Here is a 20,983-nt window from a genome sequence, read left to right as displayed (position 1 = left end):
CTATCCCTTGACCGCGCCACCGGTCATACCGGTGGCGACCCGTCGTTGGAGAACGAGGAAGAGTACGAGGACGGGCAGCGCGAAGAGGGTGGAGGCGGCCATGGTGGCGCCCCAGTCGGTGCCGAAGACGTTGGAGAACGAGGAGAGCCAGACGGGCAGGGTCCGGTCGTCCTGGTTCTTGATGATCAGCATGTTGGCGAAGGCGAACTCGTTCCAGGCGGTGATGAAACCGAACAGGGACGTGGCGAGCAGCCCCGGTGCCAGCAGGGGGAAGGTGACCCGGCGGAAGGCGGCGGCGCGGGTGCAGCCGTCCACCTGGGCCGCCTCCTCCAGTTCGGCGGGGATGGCGGAGAGGAAGCTCCGCAGGGTCACGATGGTGAACGGCAGCGTGATCATGAAGTAGACGAGGGTCAGGGTCGCGAGCCGGTCGAGCATGCCGGTGTCACGTGCGATGACGTACATCGGGATCAGCAGCGCCTCCCAGGGCGCGACCTGCGCGACGAACACCATGAGGACGAAGCCCCGACGGCCCTTCCACCGCATCCGGGCCACCGCGAACGCCGCACCGAGGGCGACGACGAGGGCCAGCAGCACGCAGCCGGCCGTCACGAGGAGGCTGTTGCGCCAGAACGACCAGAATCCGTCGGCCGACAACGCGTCGGAGAAGTGCTCCAGCGTCACCGAGGTGGGCAGGAACACCGGAGTTTCGGCCTGGATGTCCGCGGTCGGCTTGAAGGCGGTGAGGATCATCCAGTAGACGGGGAAGACGCAGAGCACGAAGACGATCAGCGCCCCGGCGTTCAGGGGCAGTCCGCGCAGGGCCACGCGGACGGGACGGGCGCTCACAGCTCGGCCTCCTGTCGGAACATCTGGCGGAAGTAGAGGATCAGCGCGCCGACCAGGACGAGCACCGTGAGAGTGGCCGCCGCCGCCCCGAGGTCGTAGCGGTGCAGCGACTGGGCGACCTGGTAGGAGTAGACGGGCAGGGTGGTGGTCGCTCCGCCGGGCCCGCCCTTGGTGACCGCCCAGATCTGCGCGAAGCACCGGAAGACCCAGATGACTTCGAGGCTCAGCACCAGACCGAAGACCGGCCGCAGGACGGGCAGGGTGACGGAGCGGAAGATCCGCCAGCCGCCGGCTCCGTCGATCCGCGCCGACTCGAAGAGTTCGGCCGGGACCGTGGTCAGCGCTGAGTGCAGGGTGACGGCGACGAACGGCACCGACTGCCACACCACGAGCAGCACCAGGACGGCGAAGGCGGCCGGTCCGTGCGCGAACCAGGAGTAGTCGTTGAAGGAGTCGAACCCCAGGCGGACCAGCAGCCAGTCGACCACTCCGAGCCGGGAGGCGAAGAGCCACTGGAAGACCGTGGTGGTGGCGATGACTGGACTGGCCCAGGCGAGCACCAGCCCCACGAGGACCAGGGTCCGCATCCGCTTGCCGAGGCGTTGCAGCATCAGCGCGACGCCGGTGCCGATCACCATGATGAGCGTGACGTTGACCGCGGTCCACCAGAGGGTGCGCCGGGTCACCTCCCAGAACTCGCCGTCCCGCAGGATCGTGGAGTAGTTCTCCAGGCCGGCGAAGTCCGCGTCCCCGCGGATCAGTTCCGCCATGCCGTAGTGCTGGAAGGAGATCAGCAGGTTACGGGCGAGGGGGTAGGCAAGCAGGAAGGCGAACCCGACCACGGTGGGGGCGATCAGCAGATACGGCCAGAGGGTGCCCGGCAGGGTACGGCGCGGTCTGGCCGGGCCCCGGGCCGGGGGAGCGGCTCCCGGGGCGGCGGGGGCGCCCGGGCCGGCCTCTGCCGGTCCGATCCGTTCCGCGGTCCGGGTCACGCTCTTCCTCCCTCTGGGGGCGTCCCGGCCGGACATGGCGCGTTCCCGTCCCGGCTCACGGGTTGAGGGTCTTGCTGATGGCGTCGGACGCGGCCTTGGCCGCCTTCGCCGGGCCGGTCCCGGTGAGTACGGCCGTCATGTACTCCTTGATCGGGTTGGTCGCCTCGACGGCTGCCCACTCGGGGGAGTTGGGCGTGGCGCGCCCCTGCGCCGCGGCGGCGGCCATCGCCGCGTTGCCCTCGTCGTCCTTGAGCACACCCGCGAGCGAGGTCCGGTTGGGTACGTAGCTCATGGTGCGGGCGAGGTCGGTCTGCTCCTTCTCCCCGGTGAGCGCCGCGACCACCTCGTACGCAGCCTCCTGATGGGCCGAGGCGACCGGGACGATGAGGTCGGACCCGCCGGTGAAGGTCGCTCCCGGCTTGCCGGCCTCCTTGCCGGGGATCGGGAAGAAGCCGAGCTTGCCCGCGAGGGCTGGATTGGCCTGCTCCACGATCCTGGCACCGCCGGGTACGGCGATGATCTGGGCGACGTCGCCCTTGGCGAAGACGTCCGCCTGGGGCGGCTTCGCCTCGTCGGAGTCCTTGGGGCCCTGGCCCAGAGCCTGGAGCCGGCGGTAGAACTCCATGCCACGCAGCGCCTCGGGGGTGTCGAGCGCGCCCCGCCACGTGTCGCCGTCCTTCACGGCGAGTTCGCCGCCCTCCTCCCAGACGAAACCGGCCAGGGTGTACCAGTTCTGCCCGGGGAGGTAGATGCCCTGCGTCCCGCCCTTGTCGAGCTTCCCGGTGATCTCCAGCCACTCCTCCCGGGTGGTGGGCGGCGTCGTGATGCCGGCCTTCGCGAAGAGGTCCTTGTTGTAGATCACCACGCGGTTGGCGGCGTACCAGGGGACCCCGTACTGCTTCCCGTCGACCTTCCCCGGCTCCGCGAGGCCGGGCAGCCAGTCCGCCCCCTGCAACTCCGCGACCCTGTCACTGAGATCGAGCACCCCGCCGCTCTGCGCGTACTGCGCGACCTGGGTGTTTCCCACCTCGATCACGTCCGGGGCGTCCTTGCTGGCGAGCGCGGCGGTGATCTTCTCGCCGATCCCGTCCCACTCCTGTATCTGGATGTCCAGCCGGGTCTGGCCGTGCTGGGCCTCGAAGTCCTTCTCGAACCGCTGGAGATAGGCGTCGGAGACGCTGTCCTTCATGATCCACACAGTGAGAGCGGTGGGCCCGTCCGACTGGCCGGACCCGGATGAGGAGTTGTCGCACGCGGTGAGCGCGCACATGGCCGCCAGGGCCACCGCGGCCGGAATGAAGCGGATCTTCACTGGATTCACCTCGAAAAGGAGTTGACCAATTGGTCAACTGGACAACGGCGTGGGTAGAAGGTGGCATAGACCAGTGAGTGCGTCAACCCTCGTTTAAAGAAGGGCAGTTGAGTGCGTTGTACACTTCCGGGAGTCCCAATCACCGTTTACCACCGAACCAGTTGCCGATGACGAGGCGGAGAGGCCGGATCCATGCAGAACAGCTCCTCGGGCTCGGGCGGCGTACTCAAACGGGAGCGGGTCCGTGAGTACCTCCTCGGCCTGATCGAGGCGCGCCGGCCCGGCGACGCGATTCCCTCGGAGCGCACGCTCAGCGCCGGACTCGGTGTCTCGCGGCCCACCTTGCGCGCCGCGGTCGACGAACTCGTCGCCACCGGACAACTCGTACGCGAACACGGGCGCGGGATGTTCGTGGCCCCGGCCAAGATCACCCAGGAGCTGGCCCCGGACGACGCGGCCTTCGTGGTGCCCCGGGCGGCCGGCACCTGGTCCAGCAGGCTCCTGCGGCTCGACACGATCCGTGCGGGAGCGCGCATCGGCCGCAAGCTGCGGGTGTCGCCCGCGGCCGAGGTGGTCTACATCGCCCGCCTGCGGCTGGTGGACGGCTCGCCGATGGCGATCGAGCACCTGCACATCCCGGCGGAGCTCGTTCCCTCCCTCACCCCGCAGGAGCTGGAGGCGGGGGACCTCTACGACCATCTGCGCGAGCACCACCACGTCCACGTCGACCAGGCGGTCCAGTCCATCGAGCCGACGGTCATCAACGAGGCCGAGGCGGCCGTCCTGGACATTCCGGTCCTCTCGCCGGCCCTGCTGATCGAGCGCCTCACCACCGACACGGCGGGCCGGCCCGTCGAGTACGTCCACTCCCTCTACCGGGGTGACCGCTACCGCATCGTCTCCCGGCTGTCCCTCGGGACCTCGGCCCCGCGCCCACGCCCCGAGAGCCACCATCCGGGAATCCCGCCGGGGGATTTCGCGCACGGAGACATCATCACCTCGTCCACGACGGGAGACGCCCACTGAGACGACGACCCTTGAGCGGATCGCGGATCGCGGATCGCGGATCGTGGGTCGTGGGTCGTGGGTCGTGGGCCGTGGGCGGTGGGCGGTGGGCGGTGGCGCGGTCCGGCCGAGCGGGGCGGCGCCCGCGCGGGTAAGCCATTCAGGGGCGCGTTGTATCCACTCGCTCACCTTGCGTGGCGGCAGTGGTTGATCGCCCATAGCTTCGGCTCATGAGAACAAAACACATGAAATGCCTGGCGGGCGTCACGGCCGTCACGGCCACCGTCCTGGGGTTCTCGGCCGGCCCCACGGCGGCGTCCGGACACCATGAATTCGTGGTGCGACCAGGAGAGTCGATCCAGGAGGCGGTGGACGCCGCACACCCCGGCGACACCGTGGTCGTCCTGCCCGGCACCTACCGCGAGAGTGTGCTGATCACCACGCCGGGCCTGACGCTGCGCGGTACGGGCGAGCGCACGGTCCTCGCACCGCAGTCGGCCGAGGCGACCGGGACGGCCGAGGCGACCGGGACCGCACCCGCCAAGAGCGCCTCGGGTCCCGCCGCCGCCAAGGGCCCGAGGGCGGCCAACGCCTGTGCCGCGGGCGGCAACGGCATCTGCGTCGTGGGCACCGAGGCGAACCCCGTCGACGGCGTCAGGATCCGCGCGCTGACGGTCTCCGGCTTCACCAGGACCGGAGTCTGGGCATCCTGGACCGACGGGCTCTCCGTCCGCCGGGTGACCGCACGTGACAACGGGACCTGGGGCATCGCCCAGGAGCGCTCGACCCGCGCCGAGCTCCGGCACAACACCGCCACCGGCAACGGCGACGCGGGCGTCTTCGTCGCGAACTCGGTCAGCGAGGAGGGCGGGGCGACCGACACGGACGGGACGCTCGTCGCGGACAACTCCGTGAGCGGAAACCGCATCGGCGTCACCGTGCGCCGGGTCCGCAACCTCCGGATCGACGACAACACCGTCACCGGCAACTGCAGCGGGATCTTCGTCGTGGGCGACGAGTCCAAGCCCGCGGCCGGCGCGATGACCATCAGCGGCAACCGCGTCGTGAAGAACAACAAGCTCTGCGCGGCCACCCCGCGCCTCTCCGCGATCCAGGGGTCCGGCATCGTCCTCACCGGCAGCGAGAGCACGGTCGTGCGCTCCAACGTCATCCAGGACAACGTCGGCACCACCGACTTCTCCGGCGGCATCCTGCTCTACAAGAGCTTCGTGGGCGCGCTCAACACCGACAACACCGTCCAGGACAACCTCGTGAGCGGCAACAGCCCGGCCGACCTCGCCAACCGCGACACCTCGGGCACCGGAAACACCTTCACCGGCAACACCTGCGCCACCTCCGAACCGGCCGGGATGTGCGCCGAATGATCATCCACCGCCGCACCAGGAGGAACGAGACGGCATGACCACCGTGAGCCCCACCCCCGAGACCAGCCCCGAGAAGGCCACCCTCACCTCCACCCTCGCCGCGCCCCAGACCCACGCGGGCGCCCCGACCCCGCCGCCCTCCATGCGGCTGCGCGAGCTCGCCTTCGGGGCGGCCTGCGCCGCGGCCGTACGCGCGGCGGCCCGGCTGGGCGTCGCCGACGCCCTCGGGGAGACCCCCGCCTCCGCCGCCGAGCTCGCCCTCGTGGTCGACGCGGAGCCCGTACCGCTCCAGCGGCTGCTGCGGGCGCTGACCTGCTACGGCGTCTTCGCCGAGACGGAGGACGGCACGTTCGTCCACACCGACACGTCCCGGCTGCTGCGCGAGGACGACCCGCACAGCCTGCGCTACATCGCCCTGTGGTGCACGGAGCCCTGGACCTGGGACGTCTGGCCGCGCCTCGACGACGCGGTGCGCTCCGGCACGAGCGTCTTCCCCGAGACGTTCGGCAAGGGCTTCTTCGACTACCTCCACCAGGACGCCGGCGAGTCCGCCCACGTGTTCAACCGGGCGATGACCACGTCGAGCGTCCAGTCCGCACGCGACGTCGCCGAACTCCTCGACCTGACCGGCGTGTCCTCGGTCGCCGACATCGGCGGCGGCCAGGGCCACGTGCTCGCCAGCCTGCTGGAGAAGCACCCCTCGGTCCGGGGAACGCTCATGGACCTGCCGGGCGTCGTGGCCCGCGCCGACGAGCGGCTGCGCGAGGGCGGCGCGCTCGCCGACCGGGTCCGGATCGTGGCCGGCGACTGCCGCGAGGACATCCCGTTCGAGGTGGATCTCTACATCATCAAGAACATCCTCGAATGGGACGACGAGAGCACCCGAAGGACCCTGCGCAACGTGGTCGCCGCCGCCCGCCCGGGCACTCGCGTGGTGATCATCGAGAACCTCGTCGACGACACCCCCTCGATGCGGTTCACCACCGCCATGGACCTGCTGCTCCTGCTCAACGTCGGGGGAGCGAAGCACACCCGGGAGAGCCTGCTCTCCCGCATGGCCGAGGCCGGCCTCCAGGTGGGCGAGGTCCACCCGGTCAACGCCTACCTCCACGCCTTCGAGTGCACCGTGCCGTAAGCCGCCGCGCGAACCAGAACGCCCCGGGTCCGGCACCGAAGTGCCGGACCCGGGGCGATCCACTGGGTGCGGTGCCGGAGAGCTACCGCTGCCACGTGTAGAACGGCTGGGCCATCGCGTCCTTCGGACCGCGCCAGGTCTGCGGGTCGTACGGGCTCACGAAGGCGGTGAGCCGGTCGCTGATGGCCTTGAACTCCGGGTGCTCCGTCACCTTGGCGATCTCCGGGCCCGGCGGGCGGTCGGACTCGATCAGGTGCAGGTACACGTCGCCGAACTGGAACAGCGTGCGCCGGTGCACGCCGACGAGATGGGGGAGGTCCGTGCTGTCGGAGGACTCGAACAGCTTCGCGATGTCCGGAGCCGAACCCGGAGCCATCCGGGCGACGATCAGGGCGTGGTGCATCTGGCTGCCTTTCGGGGCGGGGCGTGAGGTGCTTCTGGGGGGGGCGGGAGTCGTGCGTACCCTCAGCGCCGCGGCAGGGAAGGCCCACCGGCACGCGGCGAACCCTCCCGGCCGCAGGACTACGGGCTTGCCGGGAAACAACCTGCGGGTTTTTGCGACCTGCGCTCGCAGGTCAGCGCGCTGTTGGCCCACATGTTGTTCTCCGGTAAGCCCTTAGGTGGCGGGTACGGCGGCGGAGCGGCGCTCGCGGTCGCGCTGCTCGATCTTGTCGCGGATGAGCTCCATCTGGACGCGCGAGTTGCGATTGATGTTGTCCGTCATCCACGCGTCGTCGACCGGGGCGTCCGGGCGCATCGCGAAGTCCTGCCGCCAGAGCATCCGCGTACCGCCCTGGACCTCCGTGTACTCCCACCGGATGTTCATGTGCTGGAACGGGCCGGGCTCGACCCGCCGGGCCTGCACGTTGCGTCCCGGGCGGTCGGTGGTGCGCTCCGAGACCCAGCTCCAGACCTTGCCGTTGTCGTCGGGGTGCATGGTGAGACGGAAAGTGGTCTTCTGACCCTCCCGCTCGATCACCTCGACGGCCGCGTACTCGCTGAACAGCTGCGGCCAGTTCTCCAGATCGTTCGTCGTCTCCCAGACCAGGTCCAGCGGAGCGGCGATGATGATCTCGTTCTCGGTGTGTCCGGACACGTCAGGCTCCTGTCACAAGGGTGTTGTTGACCAGGTCGAGGAACTCGGCGGGCGTCTTGCACTGGTCGGCGTCGGCCGGCAGCGCGTGGCCGTAGCGGTTCTCCAGCACGGCCACGATGCCGAGCAGACCGAGTGAGTCGAGGCCGTACTCCTCGAAGGCGGAGTCGGGACGGCTCGCCATCTCCGACGGGTCGGCGGTCAGGCCGGCGCCGCTCTTCATCAGGGCGGACAGTTCCTCGTACGTCAGTTGAGCGGGCATGGGGACTACTCCTTCTCACAGCGGGGTGTCGGTGGGGCGGCGTAGCACCAGGGCCGAGTTCGACCCCATCAGGCCGCGGCTCAGCACGAGCGCCGTGCGCAGTTCGGCGGGGCGCGCGCGCCCGGTGACCACGTCCAGGTCGTGGCACACGTCGAAGACGTTGGGCGTCGGCGGGATCAGACCGTGTTCCATGGCGAGTACGGCGGCGGCCGTGTCCAGCACCGGCGCGCCGCAGTAGGCACGGCCGATCCCGGTCTTGGGTGCCGTCACCGGCACCCGGCGTCCGTGCGCGCCGAGCGCGTCGGCGATCGCCAGCGCCTCGGCCCGGTCCGCCGCGGGCACACCGAGCGCGTCCGCGAAGACCACGTCGATGTCCTCCGGTGCGCAGCCGGCCTCCCGGAGCGCTCCCTCGATCGCGTGGGCCAGCCCCGCGCGGGACTCCTCCCACCGCGACGCGCCGGTGAAGGTGGCGGCGTGACCGGCCAGTTCGGCCCGCACCCTGGCACCGCGCCCGCGCGCCACCGCCTCCTCCTCGACGACCAGCATGCCGCCGCCCTCGGCCGGTACGAATCCGCAGGCGTCCGCGGTGAAAGGCCGGTAGGCGCGGGTTGGTTCGTCGCTGAGGCTGAGGTCCTCGTAGCCGAGCTGGCAGACGACCGAGTACGGCGCGAGCGGCGCCTCGGCCGCGCCGACCACCACGGCGTCCGTGCCGCGCCGGATGGAACGCGCCGCGTGCATCAGCGCGTCCAGGCCACCGGCCTCGTCGCTCGCCACGACGGCGCACGGCCCCTTGAAGCCGCCCCGGATCGAGATCTGACCGGTGCTGGCCGCGTAGAACCAGGCGATGGACTGGTAGGGGCCGACGTAGCGCGAGCCCTCCCCCCACAGCCGCTGGAGTTCGCGCTGGCCGAACTCACCGCCTCCCGAACCGGCGGCGGTGACCACACCCACCTTGAACGGCGCGCCCTCGTAGTCGGCGCGGCCGAGCCGCGCGTCGCTCAGGGCGAGGTCGGCGGCGGCCATGGCGTAGTGCGTGAAGCGGTCGGTCTGGACGAGGAAGCGCTCTTCGATGAACGCGACCGGGTCGAAGTCCCTGACCTCGCCGGCGACCTTGAGCGGGAGGTTCTCGCAGCCCTCGCGGGAGACCAGGTCGAGGACGCTGACGCCTTCCTGGGTCTGCTTCCAGAAGGCGTTGGCGCCGGTCCCGTTGGGGGCGACGACACCGATACCCGTGATGACGGAGGTGCGACGTGCGTCGGCTGCCCGAGTGCTCATGTGGACCTCCCGCCCGAGCGGGTCATGGCGACGGCGGACTGGAATCCCCCGAATCCGCTGCCGACCGAGAGCACGCTGCGCAGTTTGAGGGGGCGTGCGGTACGCGGTACGTAGTCGAGATCGCACTCGGGGTCCGCGGTCTCGTAGTTGGCCGTCGGCGGCACCGTCTGGTGCTTGAGGGCCAGGACGCACGCGGCGATCTCGATGGCGCCGATGGCGCCGAGCGAGTGGCCCACCATGGACTTGATCGAGCTCATCGGCACCTTGTAGGCGTGGGAGCCCAGGGCCCGCTTCACCGCGGCCGTCTCGTGCCGGTCGTTCTGCTTGGTGCCCGAACCGTGCGCGTTGACGTAGTCGACCTGCGAGCCGTCGATCCGGGCGTGGGCCAGGGCGCTGTTGATGGCCTCGGCCATCTCCAGCCCCTCGGTGGTCAGCCCGGTCATGTGGTAGGCGTTGCCGAAGGTGGCGTACCCCGAGATCTCGCAGTAGACGGTCGCCCCGCGCGCCCGTGCGTGCTCCAGCTCCTCCAGGACGAGGACGGCACCGCCCTCGCCCATCACGAAGCCGTCCCGGCGCGCGTCGAACGGCCTGGAGGCGTGCTCCGGATCGTCGTTGTTCGCCGAGGTCGCCTTGATCGCGTCGAAGCAGGCCACCGTGATGGGGGTGATCGGAGTGTCGGACGCCCCCGCGATGCAGACGTCCACGCGGCCCTCCTCCACGGAGTGGAAGGCGTAGCCGATCGCGTCGAGGCCGGAGGTGCAGCCGGTGGAGACGGTCTGTACGGGCCCGTGCGCACCGACTTCCTCCGCGACGGCGGAGGCCAGGGTGCTCGGCGCGAACGCCCGCTCCAGGTGGGCGCCGGCCGACCGGTGGTCGACGTCCCATCGCGCGCCGCTCTCGCTGACCGCGACGTAGTCGTGCTCCAGACGGGTGGTGCCGCCGACCGCCGTCCCGAGGGAGACCCCGATGCGCCAGGGGTCTTCCTTCTCCAGGTCGAGCCCGGCGTCGCCCAGCGCCTCCCGGGCGGCCACCAGCGCGAACTGCACGTACCGGTCGGAACGAGCGATCAGTTCCGCGTCCAGGCCATGGGCGAGGGGATCGAAGTCGCACTCGGCGGCGATCCGCGAGCGGAACTGCGCCGGGTCGAACAGGGTGATGCCGCGCGTCGCCGTACGCCCGTTGGCGAGCAGGTCCCAGAACGCCGGGGCGCCGATGCCACCGGGTGCGACGACGCCGACCCCGGTGACTGCCACGCGGCGGGTCATGAGGACGCCCCCGTTCGTTCTGGCGGCGCTCCGCGCTCGGCCGTCTCCGCGGCCGCGGTGGCCTCGGTGACCTCCGTGTCGACATGGCCGAGTTCCGGACGCGGGGCGAGCGGCCCCAGGTGGAAGACCATGCGCGCCTCCACGTCCCCCACGTTGCGGAAGCGGTGGCGGACGTGCGGCGGGATCAGCAGCCCCTGGTCGGGCCGCATGGAATACGTCTCGCCGTCCAGGTCCACTTCGAGGCGTCCCGCCACGACGTACACGAACTCCTCGGAGTAGGGGTGGTAGTGCTCGCCGATCCGGTCACCCGGTTCGACGAGGGCCAGCCCCATGAAGCCGCTGGTGGCGCCGACCGCGGTCGGGGTGAGCAGGGCGCGCAGGTCGCCGCCGCGCCTGCGGTTGGGCTGGGTCTCGCTGAGATCCACGATGCGATGCCGGTGGATGGTCATGGCTGCTTTTCTCCAGGCACGTTGGGAGGTGTGACGGCAGGCCGGGGCCGGCCCCCGTTGCCGGTGACGGGTCAGGCCTCGGCGGACCGGCGGTCGGTGATCAGGCTCATCTCGGCCTGGGCGAGGAAGCGCACGGCTTCCTGGTCGTTCGTCGGCACGGTCTGCACACCGCCGTCGAGCAGCCGGTCGAGCACGGCCGCCTTGCGGTCTCCGCCGATGCCCAGCGCCTGCGTGGGCTGGGCGTCGAGCGGGCCGACCACCTCGAGGAGCCGCACCACGACGTCGTCGCGCTGGAAGATCGTGCTGCTCTCGATGGGGCTCGCGACGTCGTCCGCGTTCTCCTCGTCCTGACCGGCGAGCAGCCGGGCCAGCGCCATCCCGCAGCCCTCCTTGGCCTGGTAGAACAGCGCGTGCCGCTGGACGTCCGCGGCACTGTGACGGCCGGCCGTCACGTGGTGGACGGTCGGCAGCGCCGCCCGGGTGAAGAACATCCGGGCGGAGTCGGGGTCGCTCAGGTCCCGGTCCTGCTCCAGGTACGGGTTGATGGCCTCCTCGACCGCCCTGACCTCGGGCTGGCGGGAGACGTGACGCAGGGCCGCCATCAGGTCGCCCTCGATCTCGACCGCCCGCACGACGCGGTTGCCGTGCATGAAGAGCGAGGTGCGGCGCAGCCGGGTGTTCTCGTTGACGCGGGCCTGCGGGGAGTCGTAGTCGGCGAGGATCTTCGCGACCATCTCCTCGGTGCCCGGCTTCACCGTGAAGGTGAGCGCGTGGCGTACGACGCCGTCGCCCAGGCGCGGCGCGGACTGGAGACGGCCCCGGAGCGGCTCGGGAGTGGACTCGAACGCGGCCCCCGTCTCCCGCAGCACGCTGAAGCGCAGCGAACGGGTGTCACGCACGCAGCTGTGCAGCGGCTGGACCGTCGCGACGTGCTCCTCGCTGTTCACCCAGGCGAGGAAGGGGGGCGCGCTCTCCCACTCACTGGTGATGAGCCACTGGGAGGGGTTCTCGATGGACTGGCACAGCTGGTCGCTGATGTGTCCCGGGATCGAGGCGACCTGGTTGCGCATGTGCTCGTACGCCTCCAGGAACTGGTTCTGGGCGCCGTCGTGCAGGTCAAGGAGCAGTATGACCCGGAGCCTCGAACCGTCGAAGGCGGACTGGGATACCCGTTCCGAGAGGATTGTCATCGCTTCTGTTCTCCTGTCCCGTTCCCGCCCGTCATGGGCCGGTTTCGGTGAAGTCGCGCAGGTCCTGCCTGCCGGTGGGTGGGCGTCCAGCCCCGTGCGGCGCGCGCACCGCTCCCCGCGACCGATCGTGGAACGCGGGTACGGCAGGCGCCAGATTTATGAACCGTTCAGGTGAGGCGTCGGCACAAGCCCTGCCCAACCCCTCCGACCAGGGCATGGACAGTGCGTCCCCCTGCGTCCGAGCTGGAGCGATCGAATGAACGAAAGCGTCGACCACCGCGTGCCGGTCCTCATCGTGGGCGGCTCCCTGGTGGGGTTGTCCACCTCCCTCTTCCTGAGCCGGCTCGGCGTCGACCACCTCCTGGTGGAGAAACACCGCAGCACCTCGACCCACCCCCGGGGCCGGGGCAACAACGTCCGCACGATGGAGGTGTTCCGTGCCGCCGGCGCCGAGCAGCTGATCCGCGACGCGGCCTCGGTCCTCGCCGAGAACCACGGCATCCTGCAAGCCGGTTCGCTCACCGGCGACGACCAGGAATGGCTCTTCAAGGAGATCGACCCGGGCAACGGCCTCGCCCGGTTCAGCCCGAGCGGCTGGTGCCTGTGCAGCCAGAACGACCTGGAACCCGTCCTCGTCGACCACGCCCGCGACCAGGGCAGCGAACTGCGCTTCTCCACCGAACTGCTCACCTTCGAGCAGGACCCCGACGGGGTCACCGCCGTCGTGAAGGACCGGGAGACCGGGGAGCACGCCACGGTGCGCGCCGACTACCTGGTCGCCGCCGACGGCCCCCGCAGCCCGATCCGCGAGCAGCTGGGCATCGGCCAGACGGGCCCCGGAGACCTCTTCCACAACGTCAGCATCACCTTCCGCTCCCGTCGCCTCGCCTCCGTGGTGGGGGACCGGCGCTTCATCGTCTGCTACCTCACCAACCCGGCGGCGGACGGGGCGTTGCTGCCGGTCGACAACGAGGAACGGTGGGTCTTCCACGCGCCGTGGCAGCCCGAGAGGGGCGAGACGCTGGAGGACTTCACCGACGAGCGGTGCGCCGAGCACATCCGCCGGGCGGTCGGGGACCCGGAACTCGATGTCGAGATCACCGGCAAGGCTCCCTGGCACGCGGCCGAGCGGGTCGCCGAGCGGTACGCCGCCGGCCGGGTCTTCCTGGCCGGCGACTCGGCCCACGAGATGTCCCCCACCGGGGCGTTCGGCTCGAACACCGGCATCCAGGACGCCCACAACCTGGCGTGGAAGCTGGCGGCCGTGGTCGGCGGGGCGGCGGGCCCGGAGCTCCTGGACACGTACGAGGCGGAGCGGCTCCCGGTGGCCAGGGCCACGAGCGCGCGCGCCTCGGCCCGCTCGGGGGAGCACAGCCACCCGGGGTACGCGGGGCCGCCCGGAGGCCAGGGCGGTCCGGGGGGGGCCGACGGCGCCGGTCGACCCGGTGGACCCGGGGGGCAGGGCGGCCCCGGTGGCGGCCGGCAGGGCGGGATGCTCTCCGTCGCCCTCGGCTACCGTTACGTGCGCGGCGCGGTCCTGGGGGCAGACCCGGACCTCCCGGTCGTTCCCGAGGGCGTCGGCCTGACGGGCGAGCCCGGCACCCGCGCCCCGCACATGTGGCTCGGCCGCGACGGTGAGCGGGTGTCGACGCTGGACCTCTACGAACAGGCGTTCGTCCTGCTCTGCGACGAGAACAGCCCGGAGTGGCGCGGCGCGGCCCGCCACGTGGCGAAGCGACTGGGCATCCGGCTGGACGCCTTCACCATCGGGTCCGGCACGGAGGCGGATCTGCGGTCCGAGGACGGTGCCGACTGGGCAGCCGTCCACGGCACGTCCGCCGAGGGCGCCGTACTGGTACGCCCCGACGGATTCGTCGCCTGGCGCACACCGAACGCGGCGCCCGACCCGGAGACGGCGCTGCACGGGGTCATGACGGCTCTGCTCCGCCGGACCTGACCCACCGCACCGCGAACACCGGACACTGATCCCCGGCGGCCATCGGCCCGCCGGGGATCAGTGTTTCGTCGCCCCCGCGCAGCGTCCTGGGGGGCCGTCAGCGCGAACCGGTGAGGGCGGCGAAGACCACGACGTTCTCCTGGTACCCGGACCCCTCGTCGTACTCGCCGCCGCAGGTGATGACCCGCAACTCGGGCCGGTCCGACCGGCCGTAGACCTTCTTGTCCGGGAAATCCTTCTTGCTGTAGGCCTCGACGGCGTACACCGTGAACACGGCGGTGGTCCGATCGGCCCGGACGATCTCGACGGTGGCGCCCTTGCGCAGGGATCCCAGCAGGAAGAAGACGCCGGGCCCGAGCCTGGTGTCCACGTGCCCGGTGGTGATGGCGGTCCCCACCGAGCCGGGCACCGTCCCGTCGGCGTACCAGCCGCTGAGCACCGGGTCGTTGTCGGGCGGCGGCTTCAACGCGCCCGCCGCGTCGAGGCCCAGCCTCATCATCGGCGAGTCCACCTTGAGCACGGGAATCCGCAGGCGTACCGGTGGGGACGGCGGCAGCGGCGGTACGGCGGGGGACGCCGGGGCCGTGAGGCCCGGGCGCGGGCGGCCGGAAGCCGGAGCGGGACCCGCCGGGCGGGTCGGGCCGGCGGAACCGGCCGGCCCGGGACTCACCGGCAGCGGTCGCAGCGGCGCCGGCCGGACGGGCGGCCGGGGGAGGAGCACCGGCGGTGCGGTGGGACGGCGTACGAGGGAAGGCGGCAGGCGCACCGGATACCGCGAGGCCATGTACACGGGGCCCGCGGAGACGGAGGCAGGGGGCGCGGCAGCGGGCGGCGGGGCGGAGGACGGGACGGCGGCGGGCGGCGGGGCCGCGGCCACGGCCGGCGGGTCGGGCGGCTGCGGCGGCCGGTCGTCCCGCAGCCCGCTGACCACCAGCACGGTACCCGCTACCACGGCCCAGAGCAGGTGTTTGGACGCCGGGAACGACTGGGGCGAGGTGCTGGTACTGCGCCCGTTTTCCATCGCGTGTCCTCTGCTCGCGGCGGGTGGGGTGGTACGGTCGCGCGCCCCGGAGCACGGCGGGGTACGGGGCGCGCGGAGGGTGCCGTACGGTCAGTCGCGGGCCGACGCCGCCCGGCGGCGCATCCGGAACACGGCCCCGGCCGCCGCCCCGGCGAGCAGCACGGAGCCCGCGGCGAGCTGCGCCCCGTGGTTCACGGGGACGTTGAATCCGGCGGCCACCCCGCCGCTGGGCGTGCGGTCGGCGATCCGGTAGGTGTCCGTCATCCGGAGACGCGGGGGGCACTTCACGGTGACCGTGTCCGTGCCCGGCTTCGCGTCGTCCGGCACCTCGAACTCGCCGACGAGCACGCCCCCGCGCTCGCCCTCGAAGAGGTGGAACGCGCCCGCGGCCTCCGAGGTGCCCTTGCCGTAGGTCTCCTTGCCGCAGGCCCGGGTGGAGACGGTGACCAGCGAACCGGGGGAGGCGCCCCTCGGGCTGATGTGAATGGTCTGCTCACCGGCGGGGTCCGCGGCCACGGCGGCGGGGGTCGCGAGGGCCAGCAGGCCTACGGCCAGACAGATCCCGGCACCGGTGCGTGTGTTGCGCATGAGGTTCCTCCATCGACAGCGTGGCCCGGCCGGACTGCGCGGCTCCTCCGCTGTGCTCCGCGTCCGAGGCAACCGACACCCCGTCACACCCGCAACACGGAAAGCGGCCCCGCCCGTCACCCGGTCAGGCCCGGTATTCGGCCTCGGGCGGCTCGTTTGCGCAGGTCATCCTCGTGCGGGGGAGAGCGGGGGAGAGCGGGGGAGGCGGCGGCGCTCGGAGAGCGAACGGGCTAAGGCGATCCGTGCCGGCACGAGCCGGTGCTGGGCAGCGGTAGTTGAGCGTGCGGGCCAAGGCCCTGGCGCCGGTGTCCGACGGTCCGGCACCTGATGGGCCGTAGGACGGGCGGCAGACGTCCTGCCGTCCCGGGTCATTGACATGTGCAGGTCCATTCTTGATGCTGTGAGAGCGCTCTCAGCCGAGGCGGGTGAGTGGGGGAGCTCGGTGGCGGGGGGAGTTCGACGGCCGGTACCGCCCCTGCGGCGTCCTCCGAAGCGGTCCCGGCCGGATGCCGCGCGCGGTCCGGCGTTCCCCGGCCGGTACCCGCCGGTGTCGAAACGGAGGAGAACCGTGGAACGGGACCATGAATCCAATCCGTCGTATGTACGGCCTCGCCGCCCTTGTTCTCGCAGGGGTTCTCACGGCCGTGATGTCCGTGTCGTCGGCGCAGCCCGCCCGGGCTTCCCAGACGACCATGCGGGCCGCCGACCCGAGCGTGATCCGGGTCGACTCCACCTATGTCTCCGTGCAGTCGACCGGCGGCGGCATCGCCGTGCGCCAGGCGTCGTCGACGGCCGCCCTGGCGTCCGCACCCGCACGGCAGGTCTGGTCCGACACCCGGGGCCTCGGTGAGGTCTGGGCCCCGGAGCTCGTGCGGGACGGCGGCCGGTACTACATCTACTTCACGGCCGGAACCGGCGCCGCGCACCGGATGTACGTGATCAGCTCGGCGGCCCCCGCCGGCGGGTACACGGCCGAGACCCGACTCGCCCTGCCCGACAACAAATGGGCCATCGACGGCACCGCGTTCACCTTCAACGGGCAGCGCTGGTTCGTCTGGTCCGGCTGGGCCGGCGACACCAACGTCGAGCAGAACCTCTACATCGCCCGGATGAGCAGCCCCACCACGCCGACCGGCGCGCGCTACGTCATCTCGCAGCCCCGGGAGAGCTGGGAGCGCGTCGTCGGCAACCCGTTCATCAACGAGGCGCCCGAGGCGATCAAGGACCCGAACGGTCAGCTGCACATCGTGTACTCGGCCAACGGCAGCTGGAGCGACCAGTACTGCCTGGGCGAACTGCGGCTGCGGGCCGGCGGCGACCCGACGTACGTATGGGACTGGTACAAGTCGAACGGATGCCTGTTCGGTTCGAACCGCTCGACGATGATGGCCGGCTGGGACCCGACCCTGCAGGTGAACGGTCCCGGGCACCACAGTTTCGTACTGCTGGACGGTGACATCAACACCAGCCCGCCGGCCGGTCCGCAGTTCCCGCTGATGTTCCACGCGGTCCCGAAGGGGACGGCGTACTCGTGGGACAACCGGTACTGGTACACCGGGACCTTCTGCTGGTGGGGCGGTACGACCTACAGTCGCGCCAACGTCCCGGGAGCGACCTCGGACACCGGCTGGAGCCTCAAGTTCTTCGAGTGAGGCGCTGCGGAGCGCGGGCGGCCCTCCTCGGGAGTGGCCGCCCGCGCTCCGCAGGGAGGGTCAGGGAGTCCAGGCGGCGACGACGGCCCAGCTCACGTCGTCGGGCCAGAGGGCCGTGGCGTCGAAGGTGTTGGAGCCTCCGTCGGAGGCGACGTATCCGATGTTGTCGTAGTGGCGGATGTAGCGGTCGGCGAAGTTGTACGAGACCAGCGAGTTGCCCTGGCCGTTCACGCCGGCCTGCGAGCAGAAGGTGGCGTCGTTGGCGAACAGCGCCGTTGAGTCGTTGGCGTGCAGAGAGAGCTGGTAGTTCTGGTGCCGCAGATAGCTGCCCGGCGTGTTCTTCGACTCGAAGGAGCGGCAGGAGCTGTTGGCCAGGCCCGGCCGGACGATCCAGGACGCGTTCGCCTTGTCGGTCGCCGAACTGGCGGAGGAGACCACCGTGGTGTTGACGTTCGCGCCGGAGTGGCTGAGGTAGCGGGTGGAGCAGCAGGACGTGGTCGCCCGGAGCGAGACGGACGAGCCGGAGTTGAGGGCGGTCCCGCCGCCCGACCCCTGCGTGTAGCCGGCCGCGACGATGTTTGCCTGGACGGCGTTCTCGGTCGCGTCGGTGGGATAACCGGAGGTCATGACGCCCTCGTAGAAGGTGCCGGCGCCGCTCACGCTGTTGTCGCCGCCGATGCCGAGGATGATCGCGCCCTCCTTCTTCATCGGGTTGTAGCCGGAGGCGTTCGGCCGGACCCCGTTGTAGTAGGTGGACAGTGAGCCGGACTGGGCGTTGCCGGCGCGGATCGCCCAGTGGTTCGGCTCGCCCTTGACGATCGCGGTGAGGAAGCGGTGGTTCACCGTCGGGTCGCCCGCGTTGTTGCCGGTGTTGACGCCGGAGAACAGTCCGTTCTCCAGGTCCGCCATCACCCAGGGACCGTTGCCCGCACCCGAGCCCCAGCCCCGGCTGTTGCCGAAGTAGATGGCCTCCATGGTGCCGTTGCCGTTGTCGCGGCTGTTGGTCTCCGCGTTGCCGTAGTCGAAGCAGCAGCCGTCGTTGTCGTGCGTGCCGTCGAGGATCGCGTACATGCCCTCGGGCTGGTCACCGGTGGCGATCCCGTTCGTGGCGTTGTTGCGGTAGCCGGTTCCGGGCGAGACGAAGACGCCGTAGGCGCGGTTGCCGTTGAGGCTGACCGGCGCCATCGTGGCGTTGGCGAGCTTGTCGTAGCCGCCCGACGCGGGGCCGCTGAACCCGCCCGGAGGGGCCTGGGTGAGGCGGTTGTTGCGGCCCGTCTGGTCGTAGACGACCGTGATGACGCAGCTGGTCCCGGCGCAGAACGAGTCCTGCGCGGCGGCGTTGGCGTACCCGCCGGCGCTGAGCACTCCGACGTCACGCGTGCTGTTGTCCGAGGCGCGGCGCACCTGGTACAGCGCCCCGTTGTAGGAGCCGTACAGGGCGCGGGTGGTGCTGTGCGCGGCGACGCACGGCGTGCCGCCGGCGGCGTACAGGTCGCAGGGCTGGGACGTCGCGGCCTGGGAGGCGGTGGTGCCCGTCAGGGCCCCCGCGACGAGCACGGCGGCCAAGCTCGCCGTCAGCGCGGCGGCGCGGCGCCGAAGAGCGGAGCGAAGTCCTGGCAGTCCTTTCATTCCGTTCGTTCCTTTCATCGCTGTCCTCGATTCGGTGGTGGGCGGGGGGAAGCTCGCATGCGGGCATGCGGGGACGCGCCGCGGTACGGCGTTCTGCGGGGGAGCGGGGAGGACCGGTGCGCGGGGGAGGCCGGCACCGAGCTCCGTGTGTGAGACGGGTGGGGGGTATGCCGAGGCGCGTATCCGGGCCGGGAGCGTGCGGGGTCGGCCGCCGGACACGGCCGGGCCGTCCGGCGGTGCGGGGTGCGGAGGTGCGGAGGTGCGAGGGTGCGGGGATGCGACGAGGCGGCCGCGTCGCACGAGGAGATCGGGCGACGGGAGGGAGTGGATCCTTACGCCGCAGGTCAGGCCGGCGAGGGAGATTGTTAGCGCTAACAATTCTGACGTGACGTCGGGTGGGGGAGAAGTCGCTCGGGTGCCACAGACGCTAAACCGAGGGGGCTAGGCGCGCAATAGTTTCGTCCAACTCCCGCCAAGTGCGGACGGGGGTGCGGCAGTTCGGTGGATCGCGACAGTGGGGCGGTGCTCGTTCGTCGGCGGATCGCCTTGATCCCGGCGGGCACGTAGAAGCTCGGGTGAGGCGGTGACTTCGCGGAGGCTCCGCACAACGTCACGGATCTGCGGCTGGAGGACTCGCCGGGGTTTCATGAGCTCTGCTGGAGGCGCTCCGCAGCCTGGGCGGGGCTGTCGTAGTAGCCGGGTCGTGCCGGCAGGACCGAGCTGAAGTGGTAACCCTGATCTCCCTCCGGCTCGTCGTCGGCCGCGAACGGACGCCAGAAGCTCAGCAGCAGGTCCGGGGCGACGAACGAGGCGTCGTCGTCGGGATCCTTCTCGATCGAGGTGAACCCATCGACGTGCCGGACAACTTCACGGGCGGAAAGCGCGAACACGTCCACACCGTGAAACAGCACTCGGTCCGTCGGGAACCACTGTCTTCCCGGCTCGATGGCTTCAAGCAGGTCACGCGTGCAGTGGATGCCGATCATCAGCCCGCTGGGACGGAAGATGTGCCGTCCTGGCGCATCGGACTCCGAGATCGCGGATCGGTCGCGGAGCGAGTCCAGCGCCGTGCCGGCCGCATGCCGGGTCATGCCGATCCGCAACGGCCCGACGCCGGTCGGTGGTTCGAGGTCGAAGTCCATGCGGACATGATCCCCCGTGGCATGGTCGACAGGTCGCGAAGGGACGCTTCGGTCCCGGCGGATTCACCCGGCGTGAGCCCTTCACGGGAACGGCGGCGTTGGGCGGTTGTCGTCGGGTCACGTGCTTCCTCACCTGTCGGACTGTGCGCGGCGTGCGTAGGCGCGGGCCGCACGGGCACGGTCCCCGCAACGCACCGAGCACCAGTGGCGGCGGGCGTGGGTGCGCAGCAGGTAGCGGCGGCAGGGAGCCGAGTCGCAGGCGGCGAGCCGTTCCGCGTCCGAACCGGTGAGCAGGTCGGCGGCGTCGGCTGCCAGAACGGCCAGAGCGTGGTCGACGATCTGGTCGGTCGGATGAGCCTGGACCCGGTGCAGGCCCTGTGCGGGGTCCCAGTGCAGGAGGGCGGCCACGGGAGTGCGGGTCAGTGCGTCGTTGACGGCATGCAGGGCCCCGGCCGGGGCGGGGAGGGCGTCGATCCGGGACGCAAGCAGTGCGCGCACCTGATCCCGCAGGGCACGCAGCCGGGCCGCGCACACCTCGTACAGCTTGCTGCCGGTCGGCGCGAGGTCATGGTCGATCAGCCACTGCGTCGCTGCCTCGGGTGAGCCGAGCAATTCCAGGAACTGGCCGCCCGGCAGGGTGAGCGTGGTGTTGGCGAAGTCGAGCACGGGGTACCGCTCCGCGCCCGGTGCGGGCGGCGGAGCGGAGTGGGTGGGCTCGCTGGTTGCGGTCTCCTTCATGGTTCTCATGTTAGATCTTGCGTTTCTCCGTGAGACTCGACTACCTT

General features: G+C 71.0%; 20 protein-coding genes. 5 read left to right on the top strand and 15 right to left on the bottom strand.

All coding sequences use genetic code 11. The annotated features are described in order from the left end of the window. The 3 genes from ACFZAX_RS25765 to ACFZAX_RS25755 all read right to left on the bottom strand — a co-directional run bounded on the left by ACFZAX_RS25765 (position 1) and on the right by ACFZAX_RS25755 (position 3,150). On the bottom strand, positions 1-846 hold the full coding sequence (locus ACFZAX_RS25765; protein WP_390964541.1) for an ABC transporter permease subunit: 846 nt from the start codon (positions 844-846) through the stop codon (positions 1-3). Continuing rightward, the gene (locus ACFZAX_RS25760; RefSeq protein ID WP_390964656.1) at positions 843-1,730 is read right to left on the bottom strand and encodes an ABC transporter permease subunit; all 888 of its coding nucleotides are present in this window, start codon (positions 1,728-1,730) and stop codon (positions 843-845) included. Before ACFZAX_RS25760 ends, ACFZAX_RS25765 begins: the two co-directional genes overlap by 4 nt. 163 nt (positions 1,731-1,893) lie before the next feature. Beyond that, entirely contained in the window at positions 1,894-3,150 is a 1,257-nt protein-coding gene (locus ACFZAX_RS25755; RefSeq protein ID WP_390964539.1) for an extracellular solute-binding protein, read from the bottom strand. A gap of 192 nt (positions 3,151-3,342) precedes the next feature. Between ACFZAX_RS25755 and ACFZAX_RS25750 the strand changes: the two genes are divergently transcribed. The 3 genes from ACFZAX_RS25750 (at position 3,343) to ACFZAX_RS25740 (ending at position 6,675) form a co-directional block, all read left to right on the top strand. Further along, complete coding sequence (locus ACFZAX_RS25750; RefSeq protein ID WP_390964536.1) at positions 3,343-4,176, top strand: UTRA domain-containing protein; 834 nt, start codon at positions 3,343-3,345, stop codon at positions 4,174-4,176. 209 nt (positions 4,177-4,385) lie between these two features. Continuing rightward, a complete protein-coding gene (locus ACFZAX_RS25745) occupies positions 4,386-5,540 on the top strand; it encodes a right-handed parallel beta-helix repeat-containing protein (RefSeq protein WP_390964534.1) in 1,155 nt (384 codons plus the stop codon). Between the two features lie 34 nt (positions 5,541-5,574). Next, positions 5,575-6,675: a methyltransferase gene (locus ACFZAX_RS25740; protein ID WP_390964532.1), complete on the top strand. Its 1,101-nt coding sequence runs from the start codon at positions 5,575-5,577 to the stop codon at positions 6,673-6,675. Between the two features lie 82 nt (positions 6,676-6,757). On the opposite strand, the gene ACFZAX_RS25735 is transcribed toward ACFZAX_RS25740, so the two are convergent. The 7 genes from ACFZAX_RS25735 to ACFZAX_RS25705 all read right to left on the bottom strand — a co-directional run bounded on the left by ACFZAX_RS25735 (position 6,758) and on the right by ACFZAX_RS25705 (position 12,209). After that, positions 6,758-7,078, bottom strand: a complete 321-nt coding sequence (locus ACFZAX_RS25735; RefSeq protein WP_390964530.1) for a TcmI family type II polyketide cyclase — start codon at positions 7,076-7,078, stop codon at positions 6,758-6,760. 213 nt (positions 7,079-7,291) lie between these two features. Continuing rightward, on the bottom strand, positions 7,292-7,771 hold the full coding sequence (locus ACFZAX_RS25730) for an SRPBCC family protein (RefSeq protein ID WP_390964528.1): 480 nt from the start codon (positions 7,769-7,771) through the stop codon (positions 7,292-7,294). A gap of 1 nt (position 7,772) precedes the next feature. Then, positions 7,773-8,030, bottom strand: coding sequence for a phosphopantetheine-binding protein (locus ACFZAX_RS25725; protein WP_390964526.1), 258 nt, complete (start codon positions 8,028-8,030; stop codon positions 7,773-7,775). Positions 8,031-8,045: 15 nt separating this feature from the next. Further along, positions 8,046-9,305 carry a beta-ketoacyl synthase N-terminal-like domain-containing protein gene (locus ACFZAX_RS25720; RefSeq protein WP_390964524.1) on the bottom strand — a complete coding sequence of 420 codons (1,260 nt, stop codon included), beginning with the start codon at positions 9,303-9,305 and terminating at the stop codon, positions 8,046-8,048. Beyond that, on the bottom strand, positions 9,302-10,570 hold the full coding sequence (locus tag ACFZAX_RS25715; protein WP_390964522.1) for a beta-ketoacyl-ACP synthase II: 1,269 nt from the start codon (positions 10,568-10,570) through the stop codon (positions 9,302-9,304). The genes ACFZAX_RS25720 and ACFZAX_RS25715 overlap by 4 nt, the downstream gene beginning before the upstream one ends. Next, positions 10,567-11,019, bottom strand: coding sequence for a cupin domain-containing protein (locus ACFZAX_RS25710; RefSeq protein ID WP_390964520.1), 453 nt, complete (start codon positions 11,017-11,019; stop codon positions 10,567-10,569). The genes ACFZAX_RS25715 and ACFZAX_RS25710 overlap by 4 nt, the downstream gene beginning before the upstream one ends. Positions 11,020-11,090: 71 nt before the next feature. Further along, a complete protein-coding gene (locus ACFZAX_RS25705; RefSeq protein ID WP_390964518.1) occupies positions 11,091-12,209 on the bottom strand; it encodes a TcmI family type II polyketide cyclase in 1,119 nt (372 codons plus the stop codon). 256 nt (positions 12,210-12,465) lie between these two features. Between ACFZAX_RS25705 and ACFZAX_RS25700 the strand changes: the two genes are divergently transcribed. Further along, the gene (locus ACFZAX_RS25700; protein WP_390964516.1) at positions 12,466-14,166 is read left to right on the top strand and encodes an FAD-dependent monooxygenase; all 1,701 of its coding nucleotides are present in this window, start codon (positions 12,466-12,468) and stop codon (positions 14,164-14,166) included. 97 nt (positions 14,167-14,263) lie between these two features. Here ACFZAX_RS25700 and ACFZAX_RS25695 read toward each other — a convergent pair whose 3' ends face one another. Then, on the bottom strand, positions 14,264-15,187 hold the full coding sequence (locus ACFZAX_RS25695) for a class F sortase (RefSeq protein WP_390964514.1): 924 nt from the start codon (positions 15,185-15,187) through the stop codon (positions 14,264-14,266). Positions 15,188-15,277: 90 nt separating this feature from the next. After that, positions 15,278-15,775 (bottom strand): sortase, encoded by a 498-nt coding sequence (locus ACFZAX_RS25690; protein ID WP_390964512.1) that lies wholly within the window; start codon positions 15,773-15,775, stop codon positions 15,278-15,280. 599 nt (positions 15,776-16,374) lie between these two features. Between ACFZAX_RS25690 and ACFZAX_RS25685 the strand changes: the two genes are divergently transcribed. Further along, positions 16,375-17,427 carry a family 43 glycosylhydrolase gene (locus tag ACFZAX_RS25685; RefSeq protein WP_390964655.1) on the top strand — a complete coding sequence of 351 codons (1,053 nt, stop codon included), beginning with the start codon at positions 16,375-16,377 and terminating at the stop codon, positions 17,425-17,427. 60 nt (positions 17,428-17,487) lie between these two features. Here ACFZAX_RS25685 and ACFZAX_RS25680 read toward each other — a convergent pair whose 3' ends face one another. From ACFZAX_RS25680 to ACFZAX_RS25670, 3 genes are all read right to left on the bottom strand, one after another. Further along, entirely contained in the window at positions 17,488-19,056 is a 1,569-nt protein-coding gene (locus ACFZAX_RS25680; protein ID WP_390964510.1) for an arabinofuranosidase catalytic domain-containing protein, read from the bottom strand. Between the two features lie 644 nt (positions 19,057-19,700). Next, complete coding sequence (locus tag ACFZAX_RS25675; RefSeq protein WP_390964508.1) at positions 19,701-20,198, bottom strand: hypothetical protein; 498 nt, start codon at positions 20,196-20,198, stop codon at positions 19,701-19,703. Between the two features lie 129 nt (positions 20,199-20,327). Then, a complete protein-coding gene (locus ACFZAX_RS25670; protein ID WP_390964507.1) occupies positions 20,328-20,936 on the bottom strand; it encodes an ABATE domain-containing protein in 609 nt (202 codons plus the stop codon). Between the last annotated feature and the right edge of the window lie 47 nt (positions 20,937-20,983).

The sequence above is a fragment of the Streptomyces sp. NPDC008125 genome, from assembly GCF_042957125.1.
In the GTDB taxonomy this organism is placed as follows: domain Bacteria; phylum Actinomycetota; class Actinomycetes; order Streptomycetales; family Streptomycetaceae; genus Streptomyces.
The sequence above is the reverse complement of the archived record's forward strand: the minus strand, read 5'-3'. Positions and strand labels throughout refer to the sequence as shown.

Bases quoted from the DNA above. Each gene is read 5' to 3' on its own strand.
- ACFZAX_RS25750 (WP_390964536.1), top strand. From the start codon at position 3,343: ATGCAGAACAGCTCCTCGGGCTCGGGCGGCGTACTCAAACGGGAGCGG.
- ACFZAX_RS25745 (WP_390964534.1), top strand. From the start codon at position 4,386: ATGAGAACAAAACACATGAAATGCCTGGCGGGCGTCACGGCCGTCACG.
- ACFZAX_RS25740 (WP_390964532.1), top strand. From the start codon at position 5,575: ATGACCACCGTGAGCCCCACCCCCGAGACCAGCCCCGAGAAGGCCACC.
- ACFZAX_RS25735 (WP_390964530.1), bottom strand. From the start codon at position 7,078: ATGCACCACGCCCTGATCGTCGCCCGGATGGCTCCGGGTTCGGCTCCG.
- ACFZAX_RS25725 (WP_390964526.1), bottom strand. From the start codon at position 8,030: ATGCCCGCTCAACTGACGTACGAGGAACTGTCCGCCCTGATGAAGAGC.
- ACFZAX_RS25720 (WP_390964524.1), bottom strand. From the start codon at position 9,305: ATGAGCACTCGGGCAGCCGACGCACGTCGCACCTCCGTCATCACGGGT.
- ACFZAX_RS25715 (WP_390964522.1), bottom strand. From the start codon at position 10,570: ATGACCCGCCGCGTGGCAGTCACCGGGGTCGGCGTCGTCGCACCCGGT.
- ACFZAX_RS25710 (WP_390964520.1), bottom strand. From the start codon at position 11,019: ATGACCATCCACCGGCATCGCATCGTGGATCTCAGCGAGACCCAGCCC.
- ACFZAX_RS25705 (WP_390964518.1), bottom strand. From the start codon at position 12,209: ATGACAATCCTCTCGGAACGGGTATCCCAGTCCGCCTTCGACGGTTCG.
- ACFZAX_RS25700 (WP_390964516.1), top strand. From the start codon at position 12,466: ATGAACGAAAGCGTCGACCACCGCGTGCCGGTCCTCATCGTGGGCGGC.
- ACFZAX_RS25695 (WP_390964514.1), bottom strand. From the start codon at position 15,187: ATGGAAAACGGGCGCAGTACCAGCACCTCGCCCCAGTCGTTCCCGGCG.
- ACFZAX_RS25690 (WP_390964512.1), bottom strand. From the start codon at position 15,775: ATGCGCAACACACGCACCGGTGCCGGGATCTGTCTGGCCGTAGGCCTG.
- ACFZAX_RS25685 (WP_390964655.1), top strand. From the start codon at position 16,375: ATGTACGGCCTCGCCGCCCTTGTTCTCGCAGGGGTTCTCACGGCCGTG.
- ACFZAX_RS25680 (WP_390964510.1), bottom strand. From the start codon at position 19,056: ATGAAAGGACTGCCAGGACTTCGCTCCGCTCTTCGGCGCCGCGCCGCC.
- ACFZAX_RS25675 (WP_390964508.1), bottom strand. From the start codon at position 20,198: ATGGACTTCGACCTCGAACCACCGACCGGCGTCGGGCCGTTGCGGATC.
- ACFZAX_RS25670 (WP_390964507.1), bottom strand. From the start codon at position 20,936: ATGAAGGAGACCGCAACCAGCGAGCCCACCCACTCCGCTCCGCCGCCC.